The sequence below is a fragment of the Lentzea sp. NPDC051838 genome, assembly GCF_040681245.1.
Classification (GTDB): Bacteria; Actinomycetota; Actinomycetes; order Mycobacteriales; family Pseudonocardiaceae; genus Lentzea.
This window is the reverse complement of the sequence record NZ_JBFAYI010000005.1, coordinates 195,019-218,399: the sequence shown is the minus strand read 5'-3', so window position 1 is coordinate 218,399 and position 23,381 is coordinate 195,019. Positions and strand designations below refer to the sequence as shown.

Genomic DNA, 23,381 nt, shown 5'->3' with positions numbered 1-23,381 from the left:
ATTACCTCCAGCCCGCATTGTGCTCGGACCGAAATATGCCTGACCTGAACCTCAAATGAAAATTACACCTCGAGTTGCAGCACCCCAATCACCGTGAATTGACGCGCATTTTAAGTTCTTGAAATCGCACCAGCCAATCACATTCCCGATTCAACTCCAGGTTCGTGAGCCGTTTGAGAAAGCTTCCAAAGGAAATAGAGCTCAGAGGACTCAACCCCTGCCTTGTCGTCAAAAAATTTGTAGAGCTGAGGAAGCCAGGTAGCGGCGGCCGCGATTCCTGCAGTTGTGATGAGCGGCATGGCGGTTGCGAGCCCAATTGATGTTACCGTGGCGCCTACAGCAACCGAGGCTGCCGCCTTTTTCCCAAGACTCCCCTTTGCTGCTTTAATCTTCTGCTCGATGTCCGCGAGCTCAGGCTTGATGTACTCATCAACAACAGCTTTCGCGATCACAGTCGGTGACGCCGAGTCGTGCCGCTTAAGAGCTTCATGTACCGCCTTTCTGGTAGCGGCCTGAAATTTCGTAAAGCTCTCCGATTCATCTTGCTCAAGTCGCACAAAGTCGCGCAGACTAACGTTTAACAAGGTTGGCAATTCGACATTTAACGCAATCGCCTCGACCTTGGAGAGCTCTGCCCTGCCTCGCAGAATTTCCGTCCAGTCCACTTCCGCCAGATCGATTACTGGAAGCTTGTGCCGTTGCGATGAGATGAGATCTTGCACGGTAGGATTGGCCAAGTAATAGAACGCATCCTCGGCGATTCTCGCTCGCTTCGGACGCGAGCGCCCGTATTCGGTGGCCCAGGTACCCCCTCCTGCAATCATTGCCCCACTGACTTCGGCGGACCAGTTTCCGTCTTTATTACGGGTAACCTTGAAGTTCGAAGTCCTAAGGATCCTTTCAACGATCTCGCCTCGCTGTGAGTGATCGTCATAGAATGTCATCCCGGCCTCGCGAGCTGCCTTCGAGTAACATCCTCGACAGTAGACCGAGGGTTTCGTAATGAATTGAAACTTCGATCGAATTCCAACTTCGTTGATAAAATTGATAATTTCAACGTGTGCCCAAAGATCGCGAAGTGCCGCTTTCCGCTCCGATTTGTTGCCGCTTTGAAGAACGAACCCGAGTCGATCAGTCATCGGCCCACTGACGGCAATCTTGTTAAAGTAATGCGAACTTCGCATTACGACAGTTTCAAGCTCGCTTTTTAGGCACCCAAAGCAGCTAACATGGAAAGACGCCGATAGATCCAGGCTGCGTCCCGCCATTACAGTATACGGAGCAAACTCGGGCTGGTACTCTTCATGGCGCACCGGAATAGTCTCAAACAGCGCCTTTACGGCAGTAGGAGATTCAATCGCCTTAACGTAGTCAGACTCAGAGGCGATGCCGAATTCGCGCATCCAATTTTCGAGCCAGTACTCGCTTTGCGTCGACACGGCACCTCCCGTTGATGTCTACGCCATGTTATCGCTCCTACAGCGCCCGCGTTACAGGTTCGACTGGATTTCTTGACAGCAACTACGCCACCACATTGCACCTGATGCAGCGACGATAGCGTGTACCGAGCTTGACCTATGTTCGATACCAGAACTGTCGCCCGCGATCACTCCGCCTCTTCATCCGTAATAGGAAACCCAGCAGCAAGATCTAAAGACGTTTTCGAGGAACAATCGCATCATCAAAGGCACCCTTTCGTTAACCAAATGGATCGCGGACTGAACCACACATGCGGACGCCCGCGCACGGCTGACGGTCAACTCGATGCTCAAACGCGAAGAGTCCACAAAGAGCACGGGACCGACCGTCCCTGCCTCACCACGCAGGTGCAAGCGGACAAGACCCGCCGCAACCGTCCTTCAGGCAACGCGGTCTTGCGTGCAACCTCTCGTCACCTCGCATCGGGAGACCTCCGCAGGCCCTAGCGGCCGCGCATCAACCACTGCGACCTCCACGCCGCCTGCCGGCCTCCGTTGGCCTCTTAGTCTGACGCGCCACACCCGTTGGACCTGAGCGCGCCCGCGAGTTACCGTGTACACAAATGATTAGTACACCAAGTAATCCGGAGAACCCGCTCGAGCTCGAGCGGCAGGTCTGCTTCGCCCTCGCCGTGGCGTCCCGCACGGTGATCGCGGTGTACCGGCCGATCCTGGAGCCGCTGAACCTCACGCACCCCCAGTACCTGGTGATGCTGGCTCTCTGGGAACGGTCGCCGCGCACGGTCAAGGACCTGAGCAACGTCCTGCAGCTGGATCCCGGCACGCTCAGCCCGCTCCTCAAGCGGCTGGAAGCGATCGGCTACGTCCAGAGGCAGCGGGACAAGGCGGACGAGCGCGCGCTGGCCCTGACTCTGACCGAAGAGGGCCAAAATCTGCGCACAGAAGCGCTGAAGATCCCCTTCAAGGTCGTCGAGCAGCTCGACATGACGTTCGAGGAGCTCGCCCAGCTGAACGAGGTGCTGCACAAAGTGATCGCCAAGGCCACGAGATGAACCCCGCGCTGAAGCTCTGGTACTACGCGGGCGGCAGGGTCCCGGTCGAACACAGGCAGTTCGTCTACGAAGACGTGACCGGTCCGAAGTGGCTGGTGCGCTTCACGATCCGCAGCCTCGTGCAGGTCACACCGCTCACGGTGATCATCGTGCTGGCGCTCGTGTTCGGACTCGGCTCGCCCTGGCCGCTGGCAATCGCGTGCGGATCGCTCGGTTTCGTTGTAGGACTGTACTTCGCGTTGTCCTACGCGCCGGAAAGCGTGGATTACCGGCTCACCAAGTACGGGTACCCGAGAGGGTCGGCGACCAGTGGCCGCCGGGAGCGAAACGCCGTGCGGGACCGCGAGCGACAAGCGAAGTACGACGCGGTCTGGCGGCGATCCGAAGGGTAGAAACGATGGCCTTGCTGAGCAACGAGATCGAGTTCACGAGGCCGCAGATGCTCTGCCTGTCAGCCGGGTTGTTGCAGCTCGCGTTCGGCTGGTTCGACGTGTTCGGGTTGGACCCGAACTATCACGTGATTCAGATCGGAGTCGGGGCGCTGGGCGTGGCCTGCGCGTGGCGGCTCGACGTCGCGCGCATGTACGGAATCCTTTTACTCATTTCCTTCGGGATGCTGACTTTTTCGCTCAACGACGTGACGACCGAAAGCTTTCTCGAGGTTCGCACGGCACTGATCGGGCTCATCATCACGCTGGCCAGGCCGGGGAAGGCAAGTCCGAAGTAGGCAGAGCGCCGACGGAGTGCAGCGGCGTGAGAGCCGCGTAACCGTCGGCCAGCCACGCGACTTCCGTGCCCGGCACCGGTTCCAGACCGGTCAGGCCACCACGCAACCGCACCGAGTCCTCGGACACCTCCACCCGCACCTGGTACGGGCTGACGGGCGCGATCGACGCCCATTCGATTCCCCGCACGGTCGAAGCGTTCGGCACGTTCAGGCTGAGCACGCTCCCCGCGGGCATCTCCACCAACGTGGGCAGCACGGCGCGCGTCACCTCGGTCGCCGTGTCCCACAACGGTTCGGTGCCGTCCCACTCGACGTCCAGCGAGACCGCCAACGATGACACCCCGCGCACGCCGGCGGTCAGCGCGGCGCCGACCGTGCCCGAGTGCAGGATGCCGACGCTGGTGTTCGCGCCGAGGTTCACCCCGGACAGCACCAGGTCGGGCTTGAAGCCGAAGCCACCGAGACACCCGATGAACGCGATCAGCGACGGGTGCCCTGGCAGAGCGATCGCCTCGAAGCCGTCGACGGAACGCCGCTCCAGCGGGATGGGCGCACGGCCGACGCTCGACGCGAAGCTGGTGCCGGTTCCGCTCGCCTCGGTGGACGGCGCGGCGACCAGCACCTCCCAGCCGAGCGACCTGGCGGCGCGGGCCAGGGCGAACAAGCCAGGCGAGTCGATGCCGTCGTCGTTGGTGACGAGAACCCGCACGAAAACCCCCTCGAAAGATGTGGGCCGCGAGGAAGCCCCCGCGGCCCACACCACTCAATCAGCAGACGCCGTCGTCACGCCACACTCCCCACTGACCGGTGGTGCCGGGCTCCTCGCCCTTCGTCCACCACTTCGCGGTCCACTTGTGGCCGTTGTGCGAGACCAGTTCGCCGCCGTTGTAGACCTTCGTGCGGTCCCACGCGGGCTGCGCGCAGGGGCCGGGAGGCGGGCCGCCGGTGTCCCACGGCACCTGGGTCGAGCGGTAGAAGTTGATGCCCATCGTGGTCCAGCGCGGGGCCTGGGCGCCGAGCCTGACCTTGAACTGGTCCCAGTTGTGCGTCGACCACGGCGACCAGGCGAGCTCGGCGATCGTCGAGAGCCTCGGGAACGCCATGAACTCGATGTCGCGCGAGGTCACGATCGTTTCCGTCCACAGTGGAGCTTCGACGCCGCGGACAGCGGACTCCGGCACCCCGCTCAGGTGCGTGCCGGGGTTCCACTCGTAAGCCGTCTGCACCTCGATGAAACCGGCCCACGACAGGCCCAACGGCGTGCTGGAATTGTACTTCATGTCCAGGTACGCCTTGTTCGCGGGCGACATGATGACCTTGTTGCCGCGCGCCGCCGCTGCCTGCACCACCGCGTTGGACGTCGAGGTGCCCCAGTACTGCGGGATCGCGTTGACGTCGGTCGTGGTCTTCACGAACTCGTGCCAGCCGAGCACGGTCTTGCCGTACTTCTTCACGATCGGCAGCGCGCGGTTCATGAACGCCTGGTAGTCGGCGTCGGAGGTCGCGTGCGCCTCGTCACCGCCGATGTGGAAGTACGGGCCGGGCGTGAGCGCCGCGATCTCGCGCACCACGTCGTCGATGAACTGGTAGGTGATGTCCTTGTTGACGCACAACGAGGAGTAGCCGACCTCGATGTCCGTGCGCAGCGGCGGGGCCTGGCCGTTGCAGTTCAGCTCCGCGTACGAGGCCTGCGCGGCGTTGGTGTGGCCGGGCATGTCGATCTCGGGGATCACCGTGATCTTGCGCGCGGCCGCGTACTGCACGATCTCGCTGTACTGCGCCTTGGTGTAGTAGCCGCCGGCGCCACCGCCGACCTGCGTGCTGCCGCCGTACGTGGCGAGCCGCGGCCAGCTGTCGATCACGATCCGCCAGCCCTGGTCGTCGCTCAGGTGCAGGTGGAAGTAGTTGATCTTGTAGAGCGCGAGCTGGTCGATGTAGCGCTTGACCGAGGCGACGGGGTGGAAGTGCCGTGCCACGTCGAGCATCGCGCCGCGGTAGGAGAAGCGCGGGTAGTCGACGATCAGCGTGCCCGGCACGGTCCACGGACCGGCCTGCGTGGTCGCGCTCTCCACCTTGGCGGGCAACAACTGCCGCAGCGTCTGCACGCCCGCGAACAAGCCCTCCGACGTGTTGGCGCGCACCACGACGGCGTTGGCCGCGACGTCGAGCTGGTAACCCTGCTGGCCAACGGGACTGGGCGCGCCCGAGAGCAGCAACGAGATGCCGTCGACGGGCGCTCCGGCCGGATCGGAGACCGGCAGCGCGTAGCCGGTGGAGGGGCGCAGGACACCCGCCAGGAAGTTGCCGACGTCCCTCGCGGCAGGGCTGGTGTAGATCTTCGCGGCTGCCGTCAGCGTGTGCGTGACACCGGTTCTGGCCTGCACCGACACCGGCACGGGTACCAGGCTGCCCAACGGTTCCGCTGCTTGCGACTGCGCGCTCACGGACAACGCTGCCGTCACAGCGATGACCGCGGCGAGAACGCGAGTTCTCACGACTCCTCCTCACGAGTCGGGGGCGGCGACCCTGACCTCAGCCTGGCGATATCTCCCATTTGCCGTCAATGGTCTGAGCCAATTTCTGGACACCTCCGATGACTGTCGGGATCATGGAGGTCCGCCGCCTCTCGGTTCGACGTTGGAGAGGCACATGCGCACACTCGTTCTCCCCCTCGTACTGGCGTTGGCGGCCGTGCTGACACCGGCTGCTCAAGCCGCGACGACGCACGTGGTGGAGGTGATCGGCGACGAGTTCAAGCCCGACACCATCTGGATCAAGACCGGCGACAGCGTGAAGTGGGTCTTCCGCGGTCCTGGCGTGGCGCGCGTCCGCAAGGGCCTGACGCCGCCGCAGCCGTGCCGCTACACGAGCGGCCCGGACAGCGGTCTGAAGCGCCCCGGCCAGACCTACACGCTGAAGTTCAGCGAGCCCAAGCACTTCGTCTACCACTCGACCGTCCGCGACGTGTGCCGGATGACCGGAACGGTGCACGTCGACTGAGCGAGAAGACCACAATGGCGGCATGGGGGAACTCGAAGAACTGATCCTGGGCGCTGTCCCGTCGATCGAGGCGCTCATCCCGGCCGGTCCGGCGGCGGAGCTCGGCAGGCACGAGCCTCGCCGCTGGGACGGGCCCGAGTACGGCACGCCGGCACAACGAGCGCTCAACGACGTCCCGGGGCTGACCGCGGAACGGCTGCTCGGCGCGCTGGAGCTCGGTGTCGCGAAGCTGACGCTGACCGCGCCGGACGCCGTCGTCTCCGGGCTGCGACCGCCCCCGGAGGGCGGGTTCGGGTTCATGTCCTTCGGCGGCGAAAGCGCGCTGAAGAGGCCTGTCGCGATGGTCGCGGGGGCGCATCCCGGCGCGATCGAGCTGATCACCGAGCAGGTCAGGACGATGGCGGCGCTGCTCGATCTCGGCGAGGTCGACGGGGACGAGGCCGCGGTCATCGCCAAACACGGCGCGGCACATCTCGCGCTGGCGGTGGCGACGTCCGCTGCGATCCTGCGCAAGCTGAACACCTGGGCCTCCAACGACCCGCTGGCGGTCATCGGCATCGCGATCGGTGTGACGGCGCTGGTGCTGCCGGAGATCCCGAAGCCGCGCGCGTACACGGAGGCGTTGCTGCAGAAGCGGCGCGACGAGTACAAGGGCATGTCCTGGAGCGCGAACGTCCCGGTGTCCGACCACCAGTTCCAGTTCGCCGAGGAACCGAGCGGCCCGCACACGTACTTCGTGGCGACAGGCCTCGCCGCGGCGATCGACACCGGGTTCGCGGTCCGCACGGGCATCGAGCAAGGCGAGGTCCCGGTGTCCGTGCGGGTGGTGCTCGACCCTCCGGGAGAGCCGGAGCTCAGGCAGTGGGACGAGGTCGCCGACATCAGCTTCACGGCTCTGGTCGGCGACGCCCGGCTCGGTCACGGTGCGATGCCGCCCTGGCCCGGTGACTTCCGCGTCCGGGTGTCCGCCCGCGGACGGGACGGCGATGACGAAGAAGCCTACGAGCTGCTGATCTGGCCGGAACACTTCACGATGCCGTGGCTGCGCAAGGGGACTGACGTGATCGGTCACCGGCTGCGTGGCGAGCCCGAACCGGTGCGCCCACCGGCGCCCGAGGCGGGACTGCGATGGCTGGAGGAGCTTCTCGGCGAGGCGGCGACCGTCACGGTCATCACCGGCCTCGACGTCGACGACGTCGTGGACGACTTCGAGGACGACTCCATCGCGGTCGAGATCGACGGCGGAGTGGTCGTGGTGGAGGACAACAACTACGTGGGTTCCAAACAGGAAGTGCTGGAACGCCTGTCCCGCAACGGGAAAGCGGCCAGCTTCTTCTGGAACGTCAACGCGCACACGGATCTGTCGTTCGCCCGCGACGGCGTGCTGATCGCCTCGGAGGAACCCTGGGAAGACGCCGATTTCGGCGACGACCCGGAGGTCGTCGCCGCTCTCGACGGACTCGACTTCGGCGACTACAGGCACACCTACGCCAAGGGGATCACCGCGGTCACCCGGTTCACCGGCGGGGTGCTGCCTCAGGAGGACCTGACCGCCGCGATCGAGGACCTCTACGAGTAGGTGGGCAGCGTGAGGCTGTTGACGACGGCGGCGAACTCCTCCGTGGGCGCGCCGCCGTTGGCCTGGTTCTTCAGCGCCTGGTCCTGGTTCGCCGTCACGTACGGCCGCAGGATCTCCTCGTAGCGCTGGAAGGCGATCTCGGGGTTGTCGCGCAGCTCTCCGGCGAGGATGTACGCGCCGACCAGCGCCATGCTGGTGCCCTGACCGGACAACGGCGAACCGCAGTAGCCGGCGTCGCCGAGCAGCACCACGTTGCCCTTGGACCAGGTCTCCATGCGGATCTGCGCCATCGCGTCGAAGTGGAAGTCGGGCGCCTCCCACATGTGCTTCAACGCGGTCTGCCACACCCACTTCGCGTCGGCGAACTTCTCGGCGATCAGCTGCTTCTGCGCCTCGACGTCGCGGTAGTCGAAGTCGACCTCGCCGTTGAAACCCATGTAGACACGGCATTCCGCGTTGGCGCGGGCGCTCATGATGCCGCCGCCGACGACCTCGCCCTGCTGGAACGTCTGCCAGTGGTCGAGCTCCAGGAAGTTCGGCGCGGTGAAGACGGCGAGGTTCATGCCGAGGTGACTCAGGAACTGCTGCTCCTGCCCGAAGACCAGGCGACGGACGTTGGAGTGCAGGCCGTCCGCGCCGACGATGACGTCGAAGTCGCGCGGCGCCGCCTTCTCGAACGTGACGCGGGTGCCGTCGATCGACGTGATGGTGTCGTCGAACAGGTACTCCACACCCTCGACGGCGTCGAAGATCATCCGGGCGAGGTCGTCGCGCAGCAGCTCGACGTCGGGGCTGGAGAGGTCGCCGCCGCTCAGCGTGTGCTCGGTCGAGCGGTAGACCTCGTTGCCGTCCTCGTCGACGACGCTCATGCCGCGCATGTTTGTGTTGCACGACCGCAGCTGGTCGCCGAGGCCCATCCGCTCCATGACCTGCAGCGCCGGGCCGCGCACGTCGATGGCCTGGCCCCCAGGCCGCATGCCCCGGTAGCGCTCGACGACGGTGACGTTGAAACCGTAGCGGCGCAGCCAGTAGGCGAGCGCGGGTCCGCCGATGCTGGCGCCGGAGATCAGGACGTTCTTCATGGTGTTGCCCCCTGTGAGTCGGTGTTGCTCACAAGGTGCCGACCGGCGCTGACCGTCGGCTGACCATCCGTCGTCAGCCGCTGTCAGGGCTTGACGGCGACTCCGGCGAACGGCACTTCGTTGACCTCCGCGTCGGCCGCGAAGTCGCCTTCACCGTCCGGCCGCCACGACGGGCACGTGACCAGACCGGGCTCCACCAGGTCGAACCCGTCGAAGAACGTCAGCACCTGGTCGTGCGTGCGCGGGAAGGCCTGGTTCTGCGAGCTCTTGGTGTTGTAGGTCCGCACCGCCTCGTCCATGCCGTCGGGCTTGGCCTCGGCCGACGCCTGCGACAACGCGAGGAAGCTGCCGGGCACCAGCCGATCCCGGTACTCGCCGACGATCGCCTGCGGGTCCCACTCGTCCGGAACGAAGTGCAGCAACAGCAACATGAACAGCCCGACGGGCTGGTCGAAGTCGATGAGCTTGCGCGTCGGGTCGGCGTCGAAGATCGCGTCGAGGTCGCGCAGGTCGGCCTGGATGACGGCCGTGTTCGCGTTGCCCGCCAGGATGAGCTCGCTGTGCGCGACGGCGACCGGATCCCGGTCCACGTAGACGACTCGGGCGTCCGGGGCCTCGGCCTGCACGATCTCGTGCAGGTTGCCCACGGTCGGGATGCCGGAGCCGATGTCGAGGAACTGCCGCACCCCCTGCTCGACCATGTACAGCGCGGCCCTGCGCAGGAACGACCGGTTCAGCCGGGCCGCGTCGCGCACGCCGGGCATGATCTGCAGGATCTTCTCCGCGAGAACCCGGTCCGGGGCGAAGTTGTGACCACCACCGAGCCAGTAGTCGTACACCCGTGCCGGTGATGGCACCGTCGTATCAACACCAGGTGGAACCCAGCCGAGGTCGCTGCTCACCGACTGAGCGTACTTGTGTACGCCATACCGGCCGAACGGATGAGCATCCGATCGTGTGTATCCGCTCGCCTTCTATGGCGTATCGGCCCTAGGTTGTTCGGGGTCGCACGAGAGGGTGATGGTGATGCCGAGCGTCACGACGGTGCCGGGCCGATGGCCCCTCGTCGGGCACACCGTTTCCCTGCTCAGGTCGCCGGTCGAGTTTCTGGCTTCGTTACCCGCCAAGGGTGACGTGGTCAGGGTCTTCCTCGGTCCCCTACCGGTGTACCTGGTCACGACACCAACGCTGGCCATGGAGTTGCTGACGTCGGACAAGTTCGACAAGGGCATCGTGTTCGACAAGATGCGCCCGTTGTTCGGCAACGGGCTCGCCACGTCGAACGGCGCGTTCAACCAGCGGCAGCGCCGGATGATGTTGCCCGCGTTCAGCAGGAACCGCGTCTCGACCTATGCGGAGAGCGTGATCACCACGCTGGCGACCGGCCTGCGCGACTCGTGGCACGACGGGCAGCGGCTGGAGTTCGACGCGGTGATGCAGGACTTCGTGATGACCGTCGCCGGGCGCACGCTGTTCTCCGCTGAGCTCGGACCGGAGGTGCTCGACGAGATCAAGCACTCCATCCCGATCATGCTCAAGCACGTGCTGGTGCGCGCGTTCTCCCCGAGCTTCGTGGAAAAGCTGCCGCTCAAGGCGAACCGCGAGTTCGACGAGGCCGCCGCCCGGTTGCGCCGAATCATCCCCGAGGTCGTCGTCGGAGCGCGGAAGGAAGACACCGACCACGGTGACCTGCTCTCGGCACTGCTCGCCGCGCGCGACGCGGACACCGGCGAGGCGATGACCGACGAGCAGATCCACGACGAGGTCGTCACGATCCTCACCACCGGCGCGGAGACGACGGCCGTGGCGCTGGCGTGGTTCTTCCACGAGGTCGGCACGCGACCCGAGGTACGTCAAAGGTTCCACGCCGAGGTCGACGCCGTGCTGGGCGACCGGCCCGCGACGTTCGAGGACGTGGCGAAGCTCGAGTACACCGGCCGGATCATCAACGAGGTGCTGCGCCGCACGCCACCGATCATCCTGATGCGCCGGGCCCGCGAGGACGTCGAGATCGGTGGCGTGCTCGTCGAGAAGGGCTCCGAGATCGCGGTGTCGCAACACACTCTGCACCGCGACCCGCGCTGGTTCCCCGATCCCGACGGCTTTGACCCCGACCGCTGGGAACCCTCGCGAACAGCCGAGCTGCCGAAGGGCGCGTTCATCCCGTTCGGCGCGGGTTCCCGGTTCTGCCCAGGACATTTCCTCGCCCACACGGAGATCGCGATCGCCGCCGCGACGATCGCCACCCGGTGGGATCTCGTCCCCGTTGCGGGACAACGCGTCTACGCCCAGGTGAAGGCGACCATGCAGCCGAACCAGCTGCCGATGGTGGCCGCTAGGAGAAATGCGTGAAACTGCTCCCCGTTCTTGCCGCGGTGCTGGCAATGACGTCGCTGACGCCTGCTGCCCACGCGACCGGTGTCGCCTGCGAGATCACCGCACTCCCCGTCTCCGGGCCATCAGGCACAGCGACGATGTCCGGTCAGCTGTGCAGGCCGACAGGCGCGAACCCCCAGTCGATCCAGTTGCTGGTGCACGGCGGCACGTACAACCGCGCGTACTGGGACCTGCCGGGTGTGCCGGAGTCCTATTCGTACCAACGGGACATGGCCCGCGAAGGCCGTGCGACGTTCGCGGTCGACCGGCTCGGCACCGGTGCCTCGACGCACCCGTTGAGCATCCCGCTGCTGATCTCACTCGAAGCGCGGAACCTCCACGAGGTCGTGCAGCACCTGCGCGCCGGGCACGTCGGCGGCACGGCCTACGAGAAGGTCGTGATCGTCGGCCACTCCGTCGGGTCCGGCATCGTGGCGATGGAGGCCGCGACCTACCACGACGTCGACGGCGTGGTGCTGTCCGGCATGACGCACATGCCGGCCGTCCCGGTGCTCGCTCTCGGTGCGGCGCTGGGACTTCAGCCGGTGTTCCTGGACAACCTGCTCGCGAACCTCGGCAGCGACCCGCTCTACTTCACGACGCGGCCGGGCGCGCGGTCCGGGTTGTTCTACGACATGGACGACGCCGAGCAGCTCGTGGTGAACGCGGACGAGGCGACCAAGGACCAGATCTCCGTGCCCGGTATGGGCACCGTGGCCGTGTTCGGGATCGTGCTGCCCACGACGTACGGCATCGACGTGCCGGTGTTCAACGCCGTCGGCACCAACGACGTGTTGTTCTGCGGTGTGCTGGCGTTGCGCGACTGCACGAACGCTCAGAGCCTGCGCGCCCAGGAGGCGTTGTACTACCGGCCGGAGGCGCAGCTGCAGACCTACGTGCTGCCTGGTGCAGGGCATTCCCTCGCCCTGCACCAGAACGCGGCCGACTACCGGAACGCGACCCGCGCGTGGCTCAGCTCGAAGTTCGGGATGTGATCAGCAACCCCGACGTGCCGAGGCCGGAGGGACCTTGGTGGAACACCACCGGGATCTCTCCGGCTTCGTCGTAGCGGCTGGTTTCCTTGTGCCACAAGATGACCCCGGCGATCCAGTCCTTCAGCTCGTCGGCGTACCGGGTGAGTTCACCGCTCGGAGGCAGCTCATCCACCGCCCTGATGAACTGGCCGAGGCGGGCGTCCATCAACGCGTAGGTGATCTCGAAAGCGCGCGCCTGCGAGACGCCGAGGAAGTTCTCGACCACGCGGACGATGTTGTGCACCTCGCCCTCGTGCTCAATCTCCTTGCGGTACGAAAAGACGTCGTTGAGCATCGCGCAGTAATCCATGGCCGACCGCTCCATCGTCTGCACGACCCGCGTTTCCCAGAGCTCCGGCGGCACGGTCGCGGAATGCGAGAAGCGCGACAGCGACGTCGTCAGCTCGGAGCCGAACGTGCTGCGGCGCATTTCGACGTAGTCGATCGGGTCCGGGATGCGGTTGAAGTGCATGTTGATCACTTCCCACACCCAGCTGTCGAGCATCACGTCGATCGTGTCCCGGAACGTGGACCGGAAAGCGGGAGTCATCGGCATGGCGGTTCGTTGCCAAAGGTCGGCCAGCGCGAGCTCGATGGCGTTGACCGGGACGACGGTCTGCACGAGGTCCAGCGGCATGCAGGCCTTGAGCCGCGCGGTCTGCGCCTTCAGCCCGGCGAGGTCGCGGGTCTTGCCGAACCGCAGCGGGTAGACGTCGTCGGCGTAGGTGCCCCAGGTGAGCCAGCAGCCGGACAGGAACAGCTCCTGCGGCGTGGCGTCCGGGTCGATCCCGGCCGAGCACAGCGGGAAGTCGAACGTCCTGAGCTTGCGCGCGTCCCAGACGCCCTCGCTGGTGATGCCGTACTCGACGCCCCACGCCACGACCTCGTCCCGCGCCTGGTCGAGGTGCGGGGACAGGGTCACCGGGAACGGCACGTCGAACGCCGGCAGCGTGTACGGCTCGACGCGTTTCGGCGTGCTGGTGAACTGGCGGAGCCGCTGCGGCATGGTCCTCGCGTACGAGCCGAGGATCGACGACTCGCGCGGTTGCTGCTTCATGTACCGGGACGACCGCAGGTGCCACTCGTGCCCGCCCGCCTGCCAGTCCTGCAGGCCCTTCACGTAGCCCAGGACGGCCGCCTGGCCGATGGGGTCCATGGGGAGCAGCGGCACCTCTGTGAGGGCCGTGTGCTCGAACTGGTGCAGGCGCGAGGTCAGCAGGTCGTTGACGGCCTCCGCGGCGTCCTGGGTCGGCAGGTCGAGGAACTTCTCGAACACCAGGACGCTGTTGGACAGCTCGCCCTCGTCGAGCACCTCGCGTTCGTAGGAGAACAGGTCGTTGCGCAGGTGCACGGCGTCGGAGAACGTGTCCCGCAGGACCCGCAACGGCCTGGTGCCGGCGATCTCGCGCGGCAGCTCCAGGCCGACCGCGTGCTCGACCAGGTTCGCGGACCACGGCGCGCCACCGACCTTGCGGCGCATCTCGATGTACTCGATGGGGTTGGAGAGCCGTTGCGCGCTGATGTTGAGCAGCTCCCACATCGACTCGTCGAGCAGGTGCTTGGTGTTGCCGGCGAACCTGCGTCGCCAATCTTGGGAGTGACTGGGCACCGTGCGACGCCAGAGATCGGCGAGACCCTTCTCGACCGGGTTGGCGGGCTCCGCGGTGATCACGCCGTTGACCGGCATGAACAACGGCAGCCGGTCGAGGTAGGCCTGGGCGCCCTCGATGTCCGGATTGCGCTTGTAGAGCTCGACGAAGTGGTCGTCGAAGTAGAAGACCCACACGTACCAGTCGGTGATCAGGTCGAGCGTCTCGCCGTCGCAGTCGGGGTGCGTGTACGCGCAGAGCAACGCGTAGTCGTGCGACTCGAGGTCGTCGCCGGTCCAGATCACGGTCCCGTGCTGGGGCACGTCGATCATGTCCATCTCGTGCGCCCAGGCCCGCGTGTGGACGCGGGCGCGCTCGAGGTTCGGGTTCAGCCGGGCCGGGTAGGGCGTGTAGAACTCCGGCAGCTGGAACGGCTGCATGGGCGTGGGACCTCCGCGCGTTGGACGTATCGCGATGCACGCAACCAGCCCAACGCACGGGCACGCCAGATGGTGAAACCTTGATCCACACGTTTGTTGTGCGGTGTCGCCCGTTCAGCCCATTCCGTCTTGATCGGCAAGCACTCAGCGCACCAACGACTGCGCGCTCAGCTTCACTGCAAAGGGGAACTGCAGCTCGATGATCTCTTCACCATCGGACCGGGCCTGCTCCACGTACACACCGTTTTCGAGGTGCAGACAGCGCAGCCACGGCGAGTCGTAGTCGATCATCCAGTAGTTCTCGCAGCCGACTTCCTGGAACTTCGCCCTCTTCAGTTCCAGGTCCACGTGTCGCGTCCGCGGCGACAGGACCTCGACCGCCAGCACGGGCGGTCCCATGAGCGCCTGCTTCGTGAACTGCTCGCGCCGGCCCACCACCAGGTCGGGGATGAAGACCGTGTCGTCGGCGAGCACCACGTCGACCGGAGCGGGAAGAACCTCCAGCTCCGGCGGGCAGACAGCCGTCAGCGCCACCAGCAGCCGGGCGACGACTCGCTGGTGGACAGGGCGGGGTGAGGGGCTCATGACCAGCACCCCGTCGACGAGTTCGAAACGGTGCCCATCATCAGGCATCGCCTCCAGGTCCGCCCACGTCAGTGGTCTGCCGTGGGGAAACGTCGGGACACCACCCATGGTGCGTTCCACCCCCGCGTCGAGGCCACTGTCCGCCGGACGGATCCCGGCGATGCCATTAGACAAGACTGGTCCGATTCTCACGACTCGCAAGCCCCTTTTGGCCGACCCCGCACCACTGCACGCACACACCTCGGTCACCACCGTCCCGCAGGGTGAGCGCCGACTGGTCCTGCCGTGGAAGACAACACCCCGATGGAGCAGCGTTTTGGTTGCAATCGAACAAGTGGCTAATTTTTGATCAATTTTTGGGCGATTTTCGGTAACGCCATCCGCCCTGCCAATTGCTCGCGAATGCGACCCTAACGGAATCTTACGACTGAGCCAAGCACTCGGTTGGAGCAATAGCTAACGCCTACCTCACATCCGGAAGATCAAATCGCCCATCGCGGGTTTCAGCCCGAATTCCGAGTAAACCGCACGGGACGCCGCTTCCAGCTCGTCCGCGAGTTGAGGTTCACCACACGCACGGTGGACGCGCGAGAGCTCCAGACGGGCACGCGCGGCACCCACGACGTCGAAGCCGGCCTCGCAGAGGGTGATCGCGTCGTTCAGGAACGTGCGCGCGGAGCCGAACCGCGAGCGCGCGAAGTCGTTGCACCCCAACGCGTACAGCACGAAGCTCTCACCTCGACGGTCACGTGCGGCGCGCACCAGCTCCAGTGCGTCGGTCAGCACGCCGAAGGCCTGGTCCCGTTTCTCGTTGGCCGCCAGCAGTTTGCCGAACCGGTAGTTGATCTGCGCCAGCACGCGCACCGGTCCCACCCCGGAACACACGTCCACCGCCGCACTGAGCCGTTCGAGCGCTCCGGCCGGGTCTCCGTCGTAGAGGTCGACCTGCGCGAGGTTCTGCAGCACCGAGGCGTGCCCGACGGGGTCGCCCAGCCGTTCGTACACGGCCAGACCTCGTTGATACCAACGACGAGCCGCCACCAGGTCGCCGGACGACCGCGACACGATGCCCAGGTTCCGGTAGACCAGCCCGAGCCCGGCGAGATCACCGAGGTCCTCGAAGACCTGCTGGGCGAGCAAGGTCATGTCACGAGCGAGGTCGTACCGGCTTTGGCTGATGTGCAACGAGGCGAGCGAGCACCACAACACCGCTGTGCCGCGCACGTTGCCCGAACACGCCGCCAGCGCGATGTCGTGCGTGCGCTGCCAGCCGTCGTAGTCGGTGCGCGTCTCGAACAGCACCACCAGCCGGTGTGCCAGCTCCCAGCTCAGCTCGTCCAGTCCGGCCTCGGCCGCGAGCGCCACCGCCTCGCACAGCCGGTCCGACGACGCCTCCATCCACGCCAATGGATCCGAGCGCAGCAAGGGATCGGGCCGCACGACCTCCCGCGCCGACGAGCCGCGGATGATCGAGAACTCACCGCCGTACACCGCGGACCGGGCGTGGTCCAGCAGGTACAGCCACCCGCCGAGCACCCGCCGCAACGCCTCCTCGGAGGCCTGCCCGGCGAACTCCCGCACCAACGGCGGCACCACGTAGTCGTCGCCCACCACCGAGACGAGGTGCGCCGACACCAGTTCGTCCACAGCGGACTGTCCGCGCACGTCGCCGAACGCCGCCACGGGTGCCCAGGAAGGCAACCGCGGCGAGCCCAGGCCGGCGAGCAACCCCAGCAACTGGCGGGCGTGCGGGCTCAGGTCCCCCGCCGTCTCCTCCAGCCGCGCGCGGACGGACAGCCCGCCGTGCGCCAGTGAATCCAGGGACAGCTGGTCGACCAGGAGCGAGATCGGCCAGTGCGGGCGGGCGGCGAGCCGAGCACCGGCGATTCGCAACGCCAGCGGTGAACAGTCCACCTCCGACACCAGCTCGTCGGCGGACGACGCCTGAGCGCTCACCCGGTCGGCGCCGATCTGCTTGCCCAGCAACGACAAGGCCTGCGCGGGCTCCAGCGGTCCGACCGAGACCACGTGCGGTAACCGCAACCGGTGCCGCGACGTCACCAGCACCGCGCACCCCGGTGCGTGCGGCAGCAGCGGCTTCACCTGCTCCACGCTCGTCGCGTCGTCCAGGACGAACAGAAGTGACTGGCGCGCAACAGCGTCTCGATACGCGCTCAACCGTGCCGCGAAATCCCCCGGAACGGACAAGCCGAACGACACGAGGAAGCGGCCCAGGATCTCGTACGGAGTCGAACCGCGCAGCCGCACGAACAGCTGGCCGTCGGGGAAGTGCCCGTTCGCCACCCGGTGCGCCGCGTGCACGGCGAGCGTCGTCTTGCCCGATCCGACAGGCCCGGTCAGCAGCACCACCTGCGGAAACGGGGTGATCGTGTCCACGACGGACTGCAGCAGCTCCTCGCGTCCGACGAAGTCCGCGACAGCGGCCGGCAGCTGGTGCGGGCGCGGGAAGAGGCCGATCTGCACACCGCCCCCTTCTGCCGGAAACCCGTCAGTCGAGGTCAGTTTCACACAAAACGCCGGCGGGATCACCGCCGTGCACACCGGTCACCCGTGCGACGATCGCTCGCATTTCGTGCAGGTGCCCGGCCGCCGCCGGGTCGTCGAGCCGGTCCGCCGCGTGTGCCAGCACCAGCAACGACTCCGCCTCTCCGAGCACGAATCCGGTCTCCCGCTGCACTCGCACGGCCTCGGCGGCGTACTCGTGCGCCCGCATCCAGTCGCCTGCCTTGAGGCTGACCAGACCGAGCGTGGCCAGCGCTCGTCCGCGCTGCATCCGGAAGCCGAAAGTCGTTGCCTGCTCCAAAGCCCGCGACGCGAGCTCCACCGCGGACAGGTCGTCTCCCGCGGCGTGCAGGACACGGGCCAGCTCGATCAGGTACTCGGTCTCGTTGTCGACGCGCCCGAGCGACCCGGCCAGCCGCAGCCCGCGGCGCAACGCCTCGACGGCCGGTTCCAGCTGTCCCAGCCGGTGGTAAGCGCTTCCCACGATCACCAGGCCGAGCAGCACGTACAGCTCCGCCTCGCCTTCCTCGGCCTCCTCGACGAGCGCCAGAGCACGAGACAGCGCGCGGTGGGTCCGTCCGGTGTCGCGGTCGATCTTCGCCTCGACGGACTGCAGCACGTAGCGCCACGCGTGCGAGCCGGACTGCTCGGCCAGCCGCGCACCGCGTTCGGCGTACTCGCGAGCCCGGTCAGGATCGCCGAGCAGCGCGTGCAGCTCGCCCAACGCGAACTCCACCAACGTGTCCGAGACGCTGCCACCGGCGTTCTGCAGCAGTTCCCGCGCTCGTTCGTAGTGCTTCAGGGACTCGCTGAGCCGTCCGGTCTGCGCGGTCGCCACCCCGAGGTTGAGGTTCACGACGGCGGAGAGCCGGAGGTTGTCGTCCACCAACGGCAACGCCTCGCGCAGCAGCCCGATCGCCTCCTGCGTGCGGCCGAGCGTCAGGTGGATGACGGACAGGTTGTTGAGGCAGTGGAACTGGCCCGCCCGGTCACCGGACTCCCCGTACAGCGCGAGTGCGGTCTCCAGGTGCCCGATCCCCTGCCGTCCGTCCAGCTCGCAGTGCAGCGTGCCGAGCGAGAGGTGCATCGAGGCCTGGCCGCGCAGGTCGTCGCACTGCTCGGCGGCCCTGAGCCCCGCCGACGACGTCTCGTGCCACCGGTCGAACTGCTGGCGGAGGTACCACATGCGGCGCAACGAGTCCGCGAGCTCCCAGCGGTACTGCGGCGGTTCGGCGCGCAGCACGCAGGTCGCCACCGACTCCCACTCACCGTCCAACCACGACAGTGCGGCTTCCTTGCTCCCGAAGGACAACGACGACGTTCCGTCGCGCCCCAGCCGGTACATCTCCGGCGCCAGCACGTCCAGTGCCGCGTCCGTGGTGTGCAGGTAGTGGTCGAGCAACCGCAGCCCGGCCTTCTCCGCGTCCTCGTCGGAAGCCACCAGCTCCCGCGCGTAGAGGTGCAGCAGGTCGTGCACCCGGAACCGGCCGCGGGTGTGCGGTTCGATCAGGCTCGCGCCCTCCAGCAAAGACACCAGCGGCCGCACGTCGTCCACGCCCATCAGCACCGACGCCGTGTGCGCGGTGAAGTCCGTGCGCGGCAACAACCCCAGCCGCCGGAACAGCCGGACCGCCTCGTCCGGCAGCGTCGTCAGCGACAGCTCGAACGCCGCCGTCACCGCCGCCCGCCGGTCGCCGCTGATCGCCAGCTGCGCCAACCGGTTGCCCTGCGCCAGATCCGCGACGGCGTCGGAGATCCGGTCGTGCGGACGACACGCGAGGTTGGCCGCGGCGATCCGGATCGCCAACGGCAGATACCCGCACAACGCCGCCAGATCCGCCACCGCTTCGGGTTCGGCATCGGCCCGCGCGGAACCCAGCACGCGGTTGATCAACGTGTGCGCTTCGTCCGGTGCCAGGAGATCCAGCTCGACGCGCCGGGCGTCGTCCAACGCGGTCAGCCCGCGCATGTCGTTGCGGCTCGTGACGATCACCGCGCAGCCGGGTGTGCCGGGCAGCAGCGGCCGCACCTGGTCCTCGCAGGCCGCGTTGTCCAGCAGGATGAGCACCCGCCGGTTCGACAGGATCGACCGGTACAGGCTCGCCTGCTCGTCGACCTCGCGCGGGATCTGGTCCGGTTCGACGCCGAGCCCGCGCAGGAACTGCGTCAGCGCCTCCACCGGTGTCGTGGCGGGCGCGTCGTCGTAGCCGCGCAGGTTCAGGTACAGCTGGCCGTCCGGGAACCTGTCCCGCACCTGATGCGCCCAGTGCACGGCCAGCGCCGTCTTGCCCACACCCGCGGTTCCGGCGATCGACGTGATCACGACCGTGGACGACGAGAGACTCGCGTCCAGTTCGTCCAAACAGGACTTCCGGCCGGTGAAGCGCGCCAGGTCGGCGGGCAGCTGCGCGGGCGCCTTCGGGGACGCGGGTCCGGTCTCGCTGTCCTGGTTGAGGATCGCCTGGTGCGCGGTGCGCAGGCTGCGACCGGGGTCGACGCCCAGCTCGTCGGCCAGCAGCCTGCGCGTCCGGTCGTAGAGCTCCAGCGCGTCTGCCTGCCGGTTCGACCGGTACAGCGCGATCATCAGCTGCTCGACGAGTTGCTCGCGGAACGGGTTCGCGGCCACCAGCGCGGACAGCTCGGTGACCACCTGCTCGTGCTGCCCGAGCTCGAGCTGCAGCCCGAAGCACTGCTGGGCGACGGCGATCCGGCGTTCGTCGAGCCGTTCGGCCTCGACCCGCAGCGCCTGGCTGTTCAAGCCTGCCAACGCCGGCCCGCGCCACAGCGACAACGCCGTGCGCAGCAACCGGACGGCCTCGCCGGGTTCGACGGTCTGCGCGGTCGCCACGTGCCGTTCGAACGTGACCACGTCCAGAGCCGCGGCCCCGAGCACGATCCGGTAGCCGGGCCCGTCCGTGACGATCATGCCCGGCACGCCCAGCGCGGCGCGGAGGTCGCCGACCGACTTCTGGATCTGGTGCTTGCCGGTCGACGGTGGCTCGCCGTCCCACACCACGTCGACCAGGTGCGACAGCGGCACCACCCGGCCCGGCGCGAGCAGCAGCGCGGCGAGCACCTTCTGGCCGCGCACACCGCCCAGCTCCAGCCTGACGCCTGAGTCGCGAGCCTGGATCGGCCCCAGAATTCCGAAGTCCACGGGCGTCACCGTAGGGGCAATTTCCGCAGTTGGGGACAGGGAATGAGACGGTAGCGAGACGGGATCCGGCGCCGCGACCCTCAGGCCCGTGAGGCACATCGTGCTCGGCGTTTCGACGCATCCGTTCCTGCGCGACCACGCGATCGCGGGGACTCCCGTCGTGCCGATGGCCATCGTGCTGGAGTGGTTCACCGCGGCCGCCACCGCCTGGCCGCAGTGCCCGAACCCGGTGGTGCTGCGCGGGATCACGTCGCTGCGAAAGATCGCGCTGCCAGGCTTTCACGCCGGTGGCGACCAGTGTTCGGTCCGTTCGGAGGTTGTCGACGAGACGCTGTCGCTGCTGCTCGTGTCGGCGAAGGGCGTGCCGCACCACCGGGCGAGCGCCGCTCGGTTTCCGCTTCCGGCGCAGCGGCGCGCGTGGTCCGTTCCGAGGGATCTGCGGCCCGCCGTTCGGAGCAGTCCCTACGACGGGCGCGTGCTGTTCCACGGGCCGTCGTTCCGGTCGATCAGGCGGATCTCCGGAATTTCGCCGTCCGGCGCACTCGGTCTGGTCGTCGGGCTGCGCGAGCTCTCGTGGCCGGACGGGCCGTGGCACCTCGACCCGGCCGCGGTCGACGGTGCTCTGCAGCTCGCGACGCTGTGGGCCGAGCACGCGATCGGCGCGGCCACCCAGCCGCAGTCGATCCGCGAGTGCGTGGTCAGAGTGCGTGGCCCGGTCGAGGGTCCGGTGCGGTGCCTGGTGCTGCGGCGGCGGGCTTCCGCGCTCGACGCCGAGTGCGACATCGCGATCATCAACGCCCACGGCGAGCCGCTCGTGGAACTGACCGGTGTGCAGCTCGTGGCACGCCCCGAACCGAGGAGGTCGGGTCAATGATCCCGCCGTTCGCCACCTGAGTCGGTTTTCAGGTCTTTACATCCGATGTCTGCTCGCTACTCTGATCGGCAGCCGCCACCTGACCCTCTTCTGGAGGACTCGTGCGCGTGCTGCTCGCCCTGCTGCTGGTGCTCGGGCTCGTGCCGCCGGCCTCGGCGGCTCCCCCACCCGTGTTCGACGATCCGTTGACGTCGGAGCGCACACAGTGGTGGCGTGACGCCAAGTTCGGCATGTTCGTCCACTTCGGACCGTACTCGTGGTGGGGCGGCGAGTACCGGCGCCCGGACGGCACGGTGTGCCAGGACGCCGAGTGGATCAAGCTGCGCTGCGACATCCCGTGGCCCGAGTACGAAGCAGCGGCACGGAAGTTCAACCCGGCTCAGTTCGACGCCGACGAGATCGCGCGGCTGGCGTCCGACGCCGGCCAGAAGTACGTGGTCATCACGTCCAAGCACCACGACGGCTTCGCGATGTGGCCGACGCGCACGACGACGTGGAACCTCCGCGACCACTCGGGTTTCCAGCGGGATCTGCTGGCCGAGCTGAAGCGCGCCTCCGAACGGCGCGGTCTGAAGTTCGGGCTCTACTACTCGATCAACGACTGGCACCACCCCGGCGTCACCGGGGACGCGTCGGCCTACAAGCAGCGCCTGCGCGAACAGCTGCGCGAGCTCGTGACCACCTACCACCCGGCCACTTTGTGGTTCGACGGCCAGGGCCAGTCGTGGTGGACGTTGCGCGACGGCGACGAGCTGCAGCAGTACCTGCGCTCGCTCGATCCCGCGTTGATCATCAACGACCGCGTCACGAAGAGCCGGTTCGTCGACGGCGACCACGAGACCCCGGAACGCCACCAGAACATCCCCCAAGCGCCACTGGACGCTGTGGCGTGGGAATCGTGCATCACGACCAGCAACCGCTGGGGCTGGACCCGCTACGACACCGCGTTCAAGCCGTCGTCGCAGCTCACCCGGTTCCTCACGGACATCGCGGGCCGCGGCGGCAACATGCTTCTGAACGTCGGCCCCGACGACCTCGGCCGCATCCCGGCCGGAGCCCAGCAGTCGTTGCGCGGCGTCGGCGACTGGTTGCGCTTGAACGGTCGCGCGGTCTACGGGACTTCTCAGACGGGATTGGTCGCGGATCCCGGCTGGGGCGCGGTGACCCGGCGCGGCGACAAGCTCTACCTCTCGGTCTACGACTGGGCTTCCTCGCTGCACCTGTCCACCAAGGCTCCCTTCGACGTACTGGCCGCACGGGTTCTCGGCAACGGGCAACGCGTGCGCTGGCAGGCTTCCGGCGACGGCATCGACGTGCAGCCGTCAGGCCGGCCCACCAACTCCACGGCGTCGGTGATCGAGCTGACCATCCGGACGCCACCACCGTTGTCCGGCAGCGGATCCGGCCTGACCGGCGAGTACTTCGACGGCGACCGGCCCGTCACCCGCAGGATCGACCCGACGCTCAACTTCCCTTGGCGCGAAACCACTCCAGCCGCACCCGGTGTGCCGCTGGACAACTTCTCCGTGCGGTGGACCGGATCGCTGCAAGCCGCCTACAGCGGCCCGCACACGTTGATGGCCGTGTCCGACGAGACGGTGAAGGTGTGGCTCGGCGACCAACTCGTCGTCGACGGCTCGAAACCGCACGGCCCGCGCATCGACAAGGCAGTGGTGCCGCTGGACGCCGGGAAGAGGTACCCGATCAAGGTCGAGTACGCCGACCTCACCGGCGAGGCCTACCTGAAACTGCTGTGGGCAAACCCGTACGAGTCGCAGCGAGTCATCCCGGCGTCGGCGTTGACACCGAGCTGACCTGTGGCTTTCCCGTCGTGTGAGCGCGGTGGGATCGATGTGTGGATGCACTCTCGCACCCTCGGTGGCAACACCACCGAGGGGAGCCGGGGATGCGCAGGACCAAGGAC

The 23,381-nt window shown here is 67.0% G+C and carries 18 protein-coding genes; 9 read left to right on the top strand and 9 right to left on the bottom strand.

Annotated elements, in window-relative coordinates:
* Nucleotides 1-137: 137 nt before the first annotated feature.
* A complete protein-coding gene (locus tag AB0M24_RS14645; protein ID WP_363766295.1) occupies nucleotides 138-1,439 on the bottom strand; it encodes a hypothetical protein in 1,302 nt (433 codons plus the stop codon).
* 602 nt (nucleotides 1,440-2,041) lie between these two features.
* Between AB0M24_RS14645 and AB0M24_RS14640 the strand changes: the two genes are divergently transcribed.
* From AB0M24_RS14640 to AB0M24_RS14630, 3 genes are read left to right on the top strand one after another with little or no spacing between them, the layout of a single operon-like run.
* Nucleotides 2,042-2,491, top strand: a complete 450-nt coding sequence (locus AB0M24_RS14640; RefSeq protein ID WP_363766292.1) for a MarR family transcriptional regulator — start codon at nucleotides 2,042-2,044, stop codon at nucleotides 2,489-2,491.
* Nucleotides 2,488-2,883: a DUF5313 family protein gene (locus tag AB0M24_RS14635; RefSeq protein WP_363766289.1), complete on the top strand. Its 396-nt coding sequence runs from the start codon at nucleotides 2,488-2,490 to the stop codon at nucleotides 2,881-2,883. The genes AB0M24_RS14640 and AB0M24_RS14635 overlap by 4 nt, the downstream gene beginning before the upstream one ends.
* A 5-nt stretch (nucleotides 2,884-2,888) precedes the next feature.
* Complete coding sequence (locus AB0M24_RS14630) at nucleotides 2,889-3,218, top strand: hypothetical protein (protein ID WP_363766286.1); 330 nt, start codon at nucleotides 2,889-2,891, stop codon at nucleotides 3,216-3,218.
* On the opposite strand, the gene AB0M24_RS14625 is transcribed toward AB0M24_RS14630, so the two are convergent.
* Nucleotides 3,181-3,927 (bottom strand): 5'/3'-nucleotidase SurE, encoded by a 747-nt coding sequence (locus AB0M24_RS14625; RefSeq protein ID WP_363766283.1) that lies wholly within the window; start codon nucleotides 3,925-3,927, stop codon nucleotides 3,181-3,183. The genes AB0M24_RS14630 and AB0M24_RS14625 overlap by 38 nt on opposite strands.
* A gap of 58 nt (nucleotides 3,928-3,985) precedes the next feature.
* The gene (locus AB0M24_RS14620; protein WP_363767095.1) at nucleotides 3,986-5,680 is read right to left on the bottom strand and encodes a family 20 glycosylhydrolase; all 1,695 of its coding nucleotides are present in this window, start codon (nucleotides 5,678-5,680) and stop codon (nucleotides 3,986-3,988) included.
* A 187-nt stretch (nucleotides 5,681-5,867) separates the two neighbouring features.
* Between AB0M24_RS14620 and AB0M24_RS14615 the strand changes: the two genes are divergently transcribed.
* Both AB0M24_RS14615 and AB0M24_RS14610 read left to right on the top strand, forming a co-directional pair.
* The gene (locus AB0M24_RS14615) at nucleotides 5,868-6,218 is read left to right on the top strand and encodes a hypothetical protein (RefSeq protein WP_363766281.1); all 351 of its coding nucleotides are present in this window, start codon (nucleotides 5,868-5,870) and stop codon (nucleotides 6,216-6,218) included.
* Nucleotides 6,219-6,240: 22 nt separating this feature from the next.
* Nucleotides 6,241-7,797 (top strand): DUF6461 domain-containing protein, encoded by a 1,557-nt coding sequence (locus AB0M24_RS14610; protein WP_363766278.1) that lies wholly within the window; start codon nucleotides 6,241-6,243, stop codon nucleotides 7,795-7,797.
* Here AB0M24_RS14610 and AB0M24_RS14605 read toward each other — a convergent pair.
* Nucleotides 7,788-8,879, bottom strand: coding sequence for an FAD-dependent monooxygenase (locus AB0M24_RS14605; RefSeq protein ID WP_363766275.1), 1,092 nt, complete (start codon nucleotides 8,877-8,879; stop codon nucleotides 7,788-7,790). The genes AB0M24_RS14610 and AB0M24_RS14605 overlap by 10 nt on opposite strands.
* Before the next feature lie 83 nt (nucleotides 8,880-8,962).
* Nucleotides 8,963-9,781, bottom strand: a complete 819-nt coding sequence (locus AB0M24_RS14600; RefSeq protein WP_363766272.1) for an SAM-dependent methyltransferase — start codon at nucleotides 9,779-9,781, stop codon at nucleotides 8,963-8,965.
* Nucleotides 9,782-9,905: 124 nt separating this feature from the next.
* Here AB0M24_RS14600 and AB0M24_RS14595 point away from each other — a divergent pair, with 124 nt between their 5' ends.
* Both AB0M24_RS14595 and AB0M24_RS14590 read left to right on the top strand, forming a co-directional pair.
* Complete coding sequence (locus tag AB0M24_RS14595; protein ID WP_363766269.1) at nucleotides 9,906-11,231, top strand: cytochrome P450; 1,326 nt, start codon at nucleotides 9,906-9,908, stop codon at nucleotides 11,229-11,231.
* Nucleotides 11,232-11,263: 32 nt separating this feature from the next.
* Nucleotides 11,264-12,250: an alpha/beta fold hydrolase gene (locus AB0M24_RS14590; protein WP_363767092.1), complete on the top strand. Its 987-nt coding sequence runs from the start codon at nucleotides 11,264-11,266 to the stop codon at nucleotides 12,248-12,250.
* Here the strand turns inward: AB0M24_RS14590 and AB0M24_RS14585 are convergent.
* The 4 genes from AB0M24_RS14585 to AB0M24_RS14570 all read right to left on the bottom strand — a co-directional run bounded on the left by AB0M24_RS14585 (nucleotide 12,228) and on the right by AB0M24_RS14570 (nucleotide 20,583).
* On the bottom strand, nucleotides 12,228-14,318 hold the full coding sequence (locus AB0M24_RS14585) for a germacradienol/geosmin synthase (RefSeq protein WP_363766266.1): 2,091 nt from the start codon (nucleotides 14,316-14,318) through the stop codon (nucleotides 12,228-12,230). The two genes, AB0M24_RS14590 and AB0M24_RS14585, sit on opposite strands and share 23 nt — an antisense overlap.
* Nucleotides 14,319-14,462: 144 nt before the next feature.
* The gene (locus AB0M24_RS14580) at nucleotides 14,463-15,011 is read right to left on the bottom strand and encodes a Uma2 family endonuclease (RefSeq protein ID WP_045310305.1); all 549 of its coding nucleotides are present in this window, start codon (nucleotides 15,009-15,011) and stop codon (nucleotides 14,463-14,465) included.
* A 360-nt stretch (nucleotides 15,012-15,371) separates the two neighbouring features.
* Nucleotides 15,372-17,387 carry a tetratricopeptide repeat protein gene (locus tag AB0M24_RS14575; protein ID WP_363766263.1) on the bottom strand — a complete coding sequence of 672 codons (2,016 nt, stop codon included), beginning with the start codon at nucleotides 17,385-17,387 and terminating at the stop codon, nucleotides 15,372-15,374.
* A 25-nt stretch (nucleotides 17,388-17,412) separates the two neighbouring features.
* Nucleotides 17,413-20,583, bottom strand: coding sequence for a BTAD domain-containing putative transcriptional regulator (locus AB0M24_RS14570; RefSeq protein ID WP_363766260.1), 3,171 nt, complete (start codon nucleotides 20,581-20,583; stop codon nucleotides 17,413-17,415).
* A gap of 88 nt (nucleotides 20,584-20,671) precedes the next feature.
* Between AB0M24_RS14570 and AB0M24_RS14565 the strand changes: the two genes are divergently transcribed.
* On the top strand, nucleotides 20,672-21,457 hold the full coding sequence (locus tag AB0M24_RS14565) for a polyketide synthase dehydratase domain-containing protein (protein WP_363766257.1): 786 nt from the start codon (nucleotides 20,672-20,674) through the stop codon (nucleotides 21,455-21,457).
* Nucleotides 21,458-21,558: 101 nt separating this feature from the next.
* Entirely contained in the window at nucleotides 21,559-23,271 is a 1,713-nt protein-coding gene (locus AB0M24_RS14560) for an alpha-L-fucosidase (protein ID WP_363766254.1), read from the top strand.
* Nucleotides 23,272-23,381 lie beyond the last annotated feature (110 nt).

Excerpts from the sequence above, each read along its gene's own strand:
- AB0M24_RS14630 (WP_363766286.1), top strand. The coding sequence starts at position 2,889 with ATGGCCTTGCTGAGCAACGAGATCGAGTTCACGAGGCCGCAGATGCTC.
- AB0M24_RS14605 (WP_363766275.1), bottom strand. The coding sequence starts at position 8,879 with ATGAAGAACGTCCTGATCTCCGGCGCCAGCATCGGCGGACCCGCGCTC.
- AB0M24_RS14635 (WP_363766289.1), top strand. The coding sequence starts at position 2,488 with ATGAACCCCGCGCTGAAGCTCTGGTACTACGCGGGCGGCAGGGTCCCG.
- AB0M24_RS14640 (WP_363766292.1), top strand. The coding sequence starts at position 2,042 with ATGATTAGTACACCAAGTAATCCGGAGAACCCGCTCGAGCTCGAGCGG.
- AB0M24_RS14585 (WP_363766266.1), bottom strand. The coding sequence starts at position 14,318 with ATGCAGCCGTTCCAGCTGCCGGAGTTCTACACGCCCTACCCGGCCCGG.
- AB0M24_RS14615 (WP_363766281.1), top strand. The coding sequence starts at position 5,868 with ATGCGCACACTCGTTCTCCCCCTCGTACTGGCGTTGGCGGCCGTGCTG.
- AB0M24_RS14610 (WP_363766278.1), top strand. The coding sequence starts at position 6,241 with ATGGGGGAACTCGAAGAACTGATCCTGGGCGCTGTCCCGTCGATCGAG.
- AB0M24_RS14595 (WP_363766269.1), top strand. The coding sequence starts at position 9,906 with ATGCCGAGCGTCACGACGGTGCCGGGCCGATGGCCCCTCGTCGGGCAC.
- AB0M24_RS14590 (WP_363767092.1), top strand. The coding sequence starts at position 11,264 with ATGACGTCGCTGACGCCTGCTGCCCACGCGACCGGTGTCGCCTGCGAG.
- AB0M24_RS14580 (WP_045310305.1), bottom strand. The coding sequence starts at position 15,011 with ATGGGTGGTGTCCCGACGTTTCCCCACGGCAGACCACTGACGTGGGCG.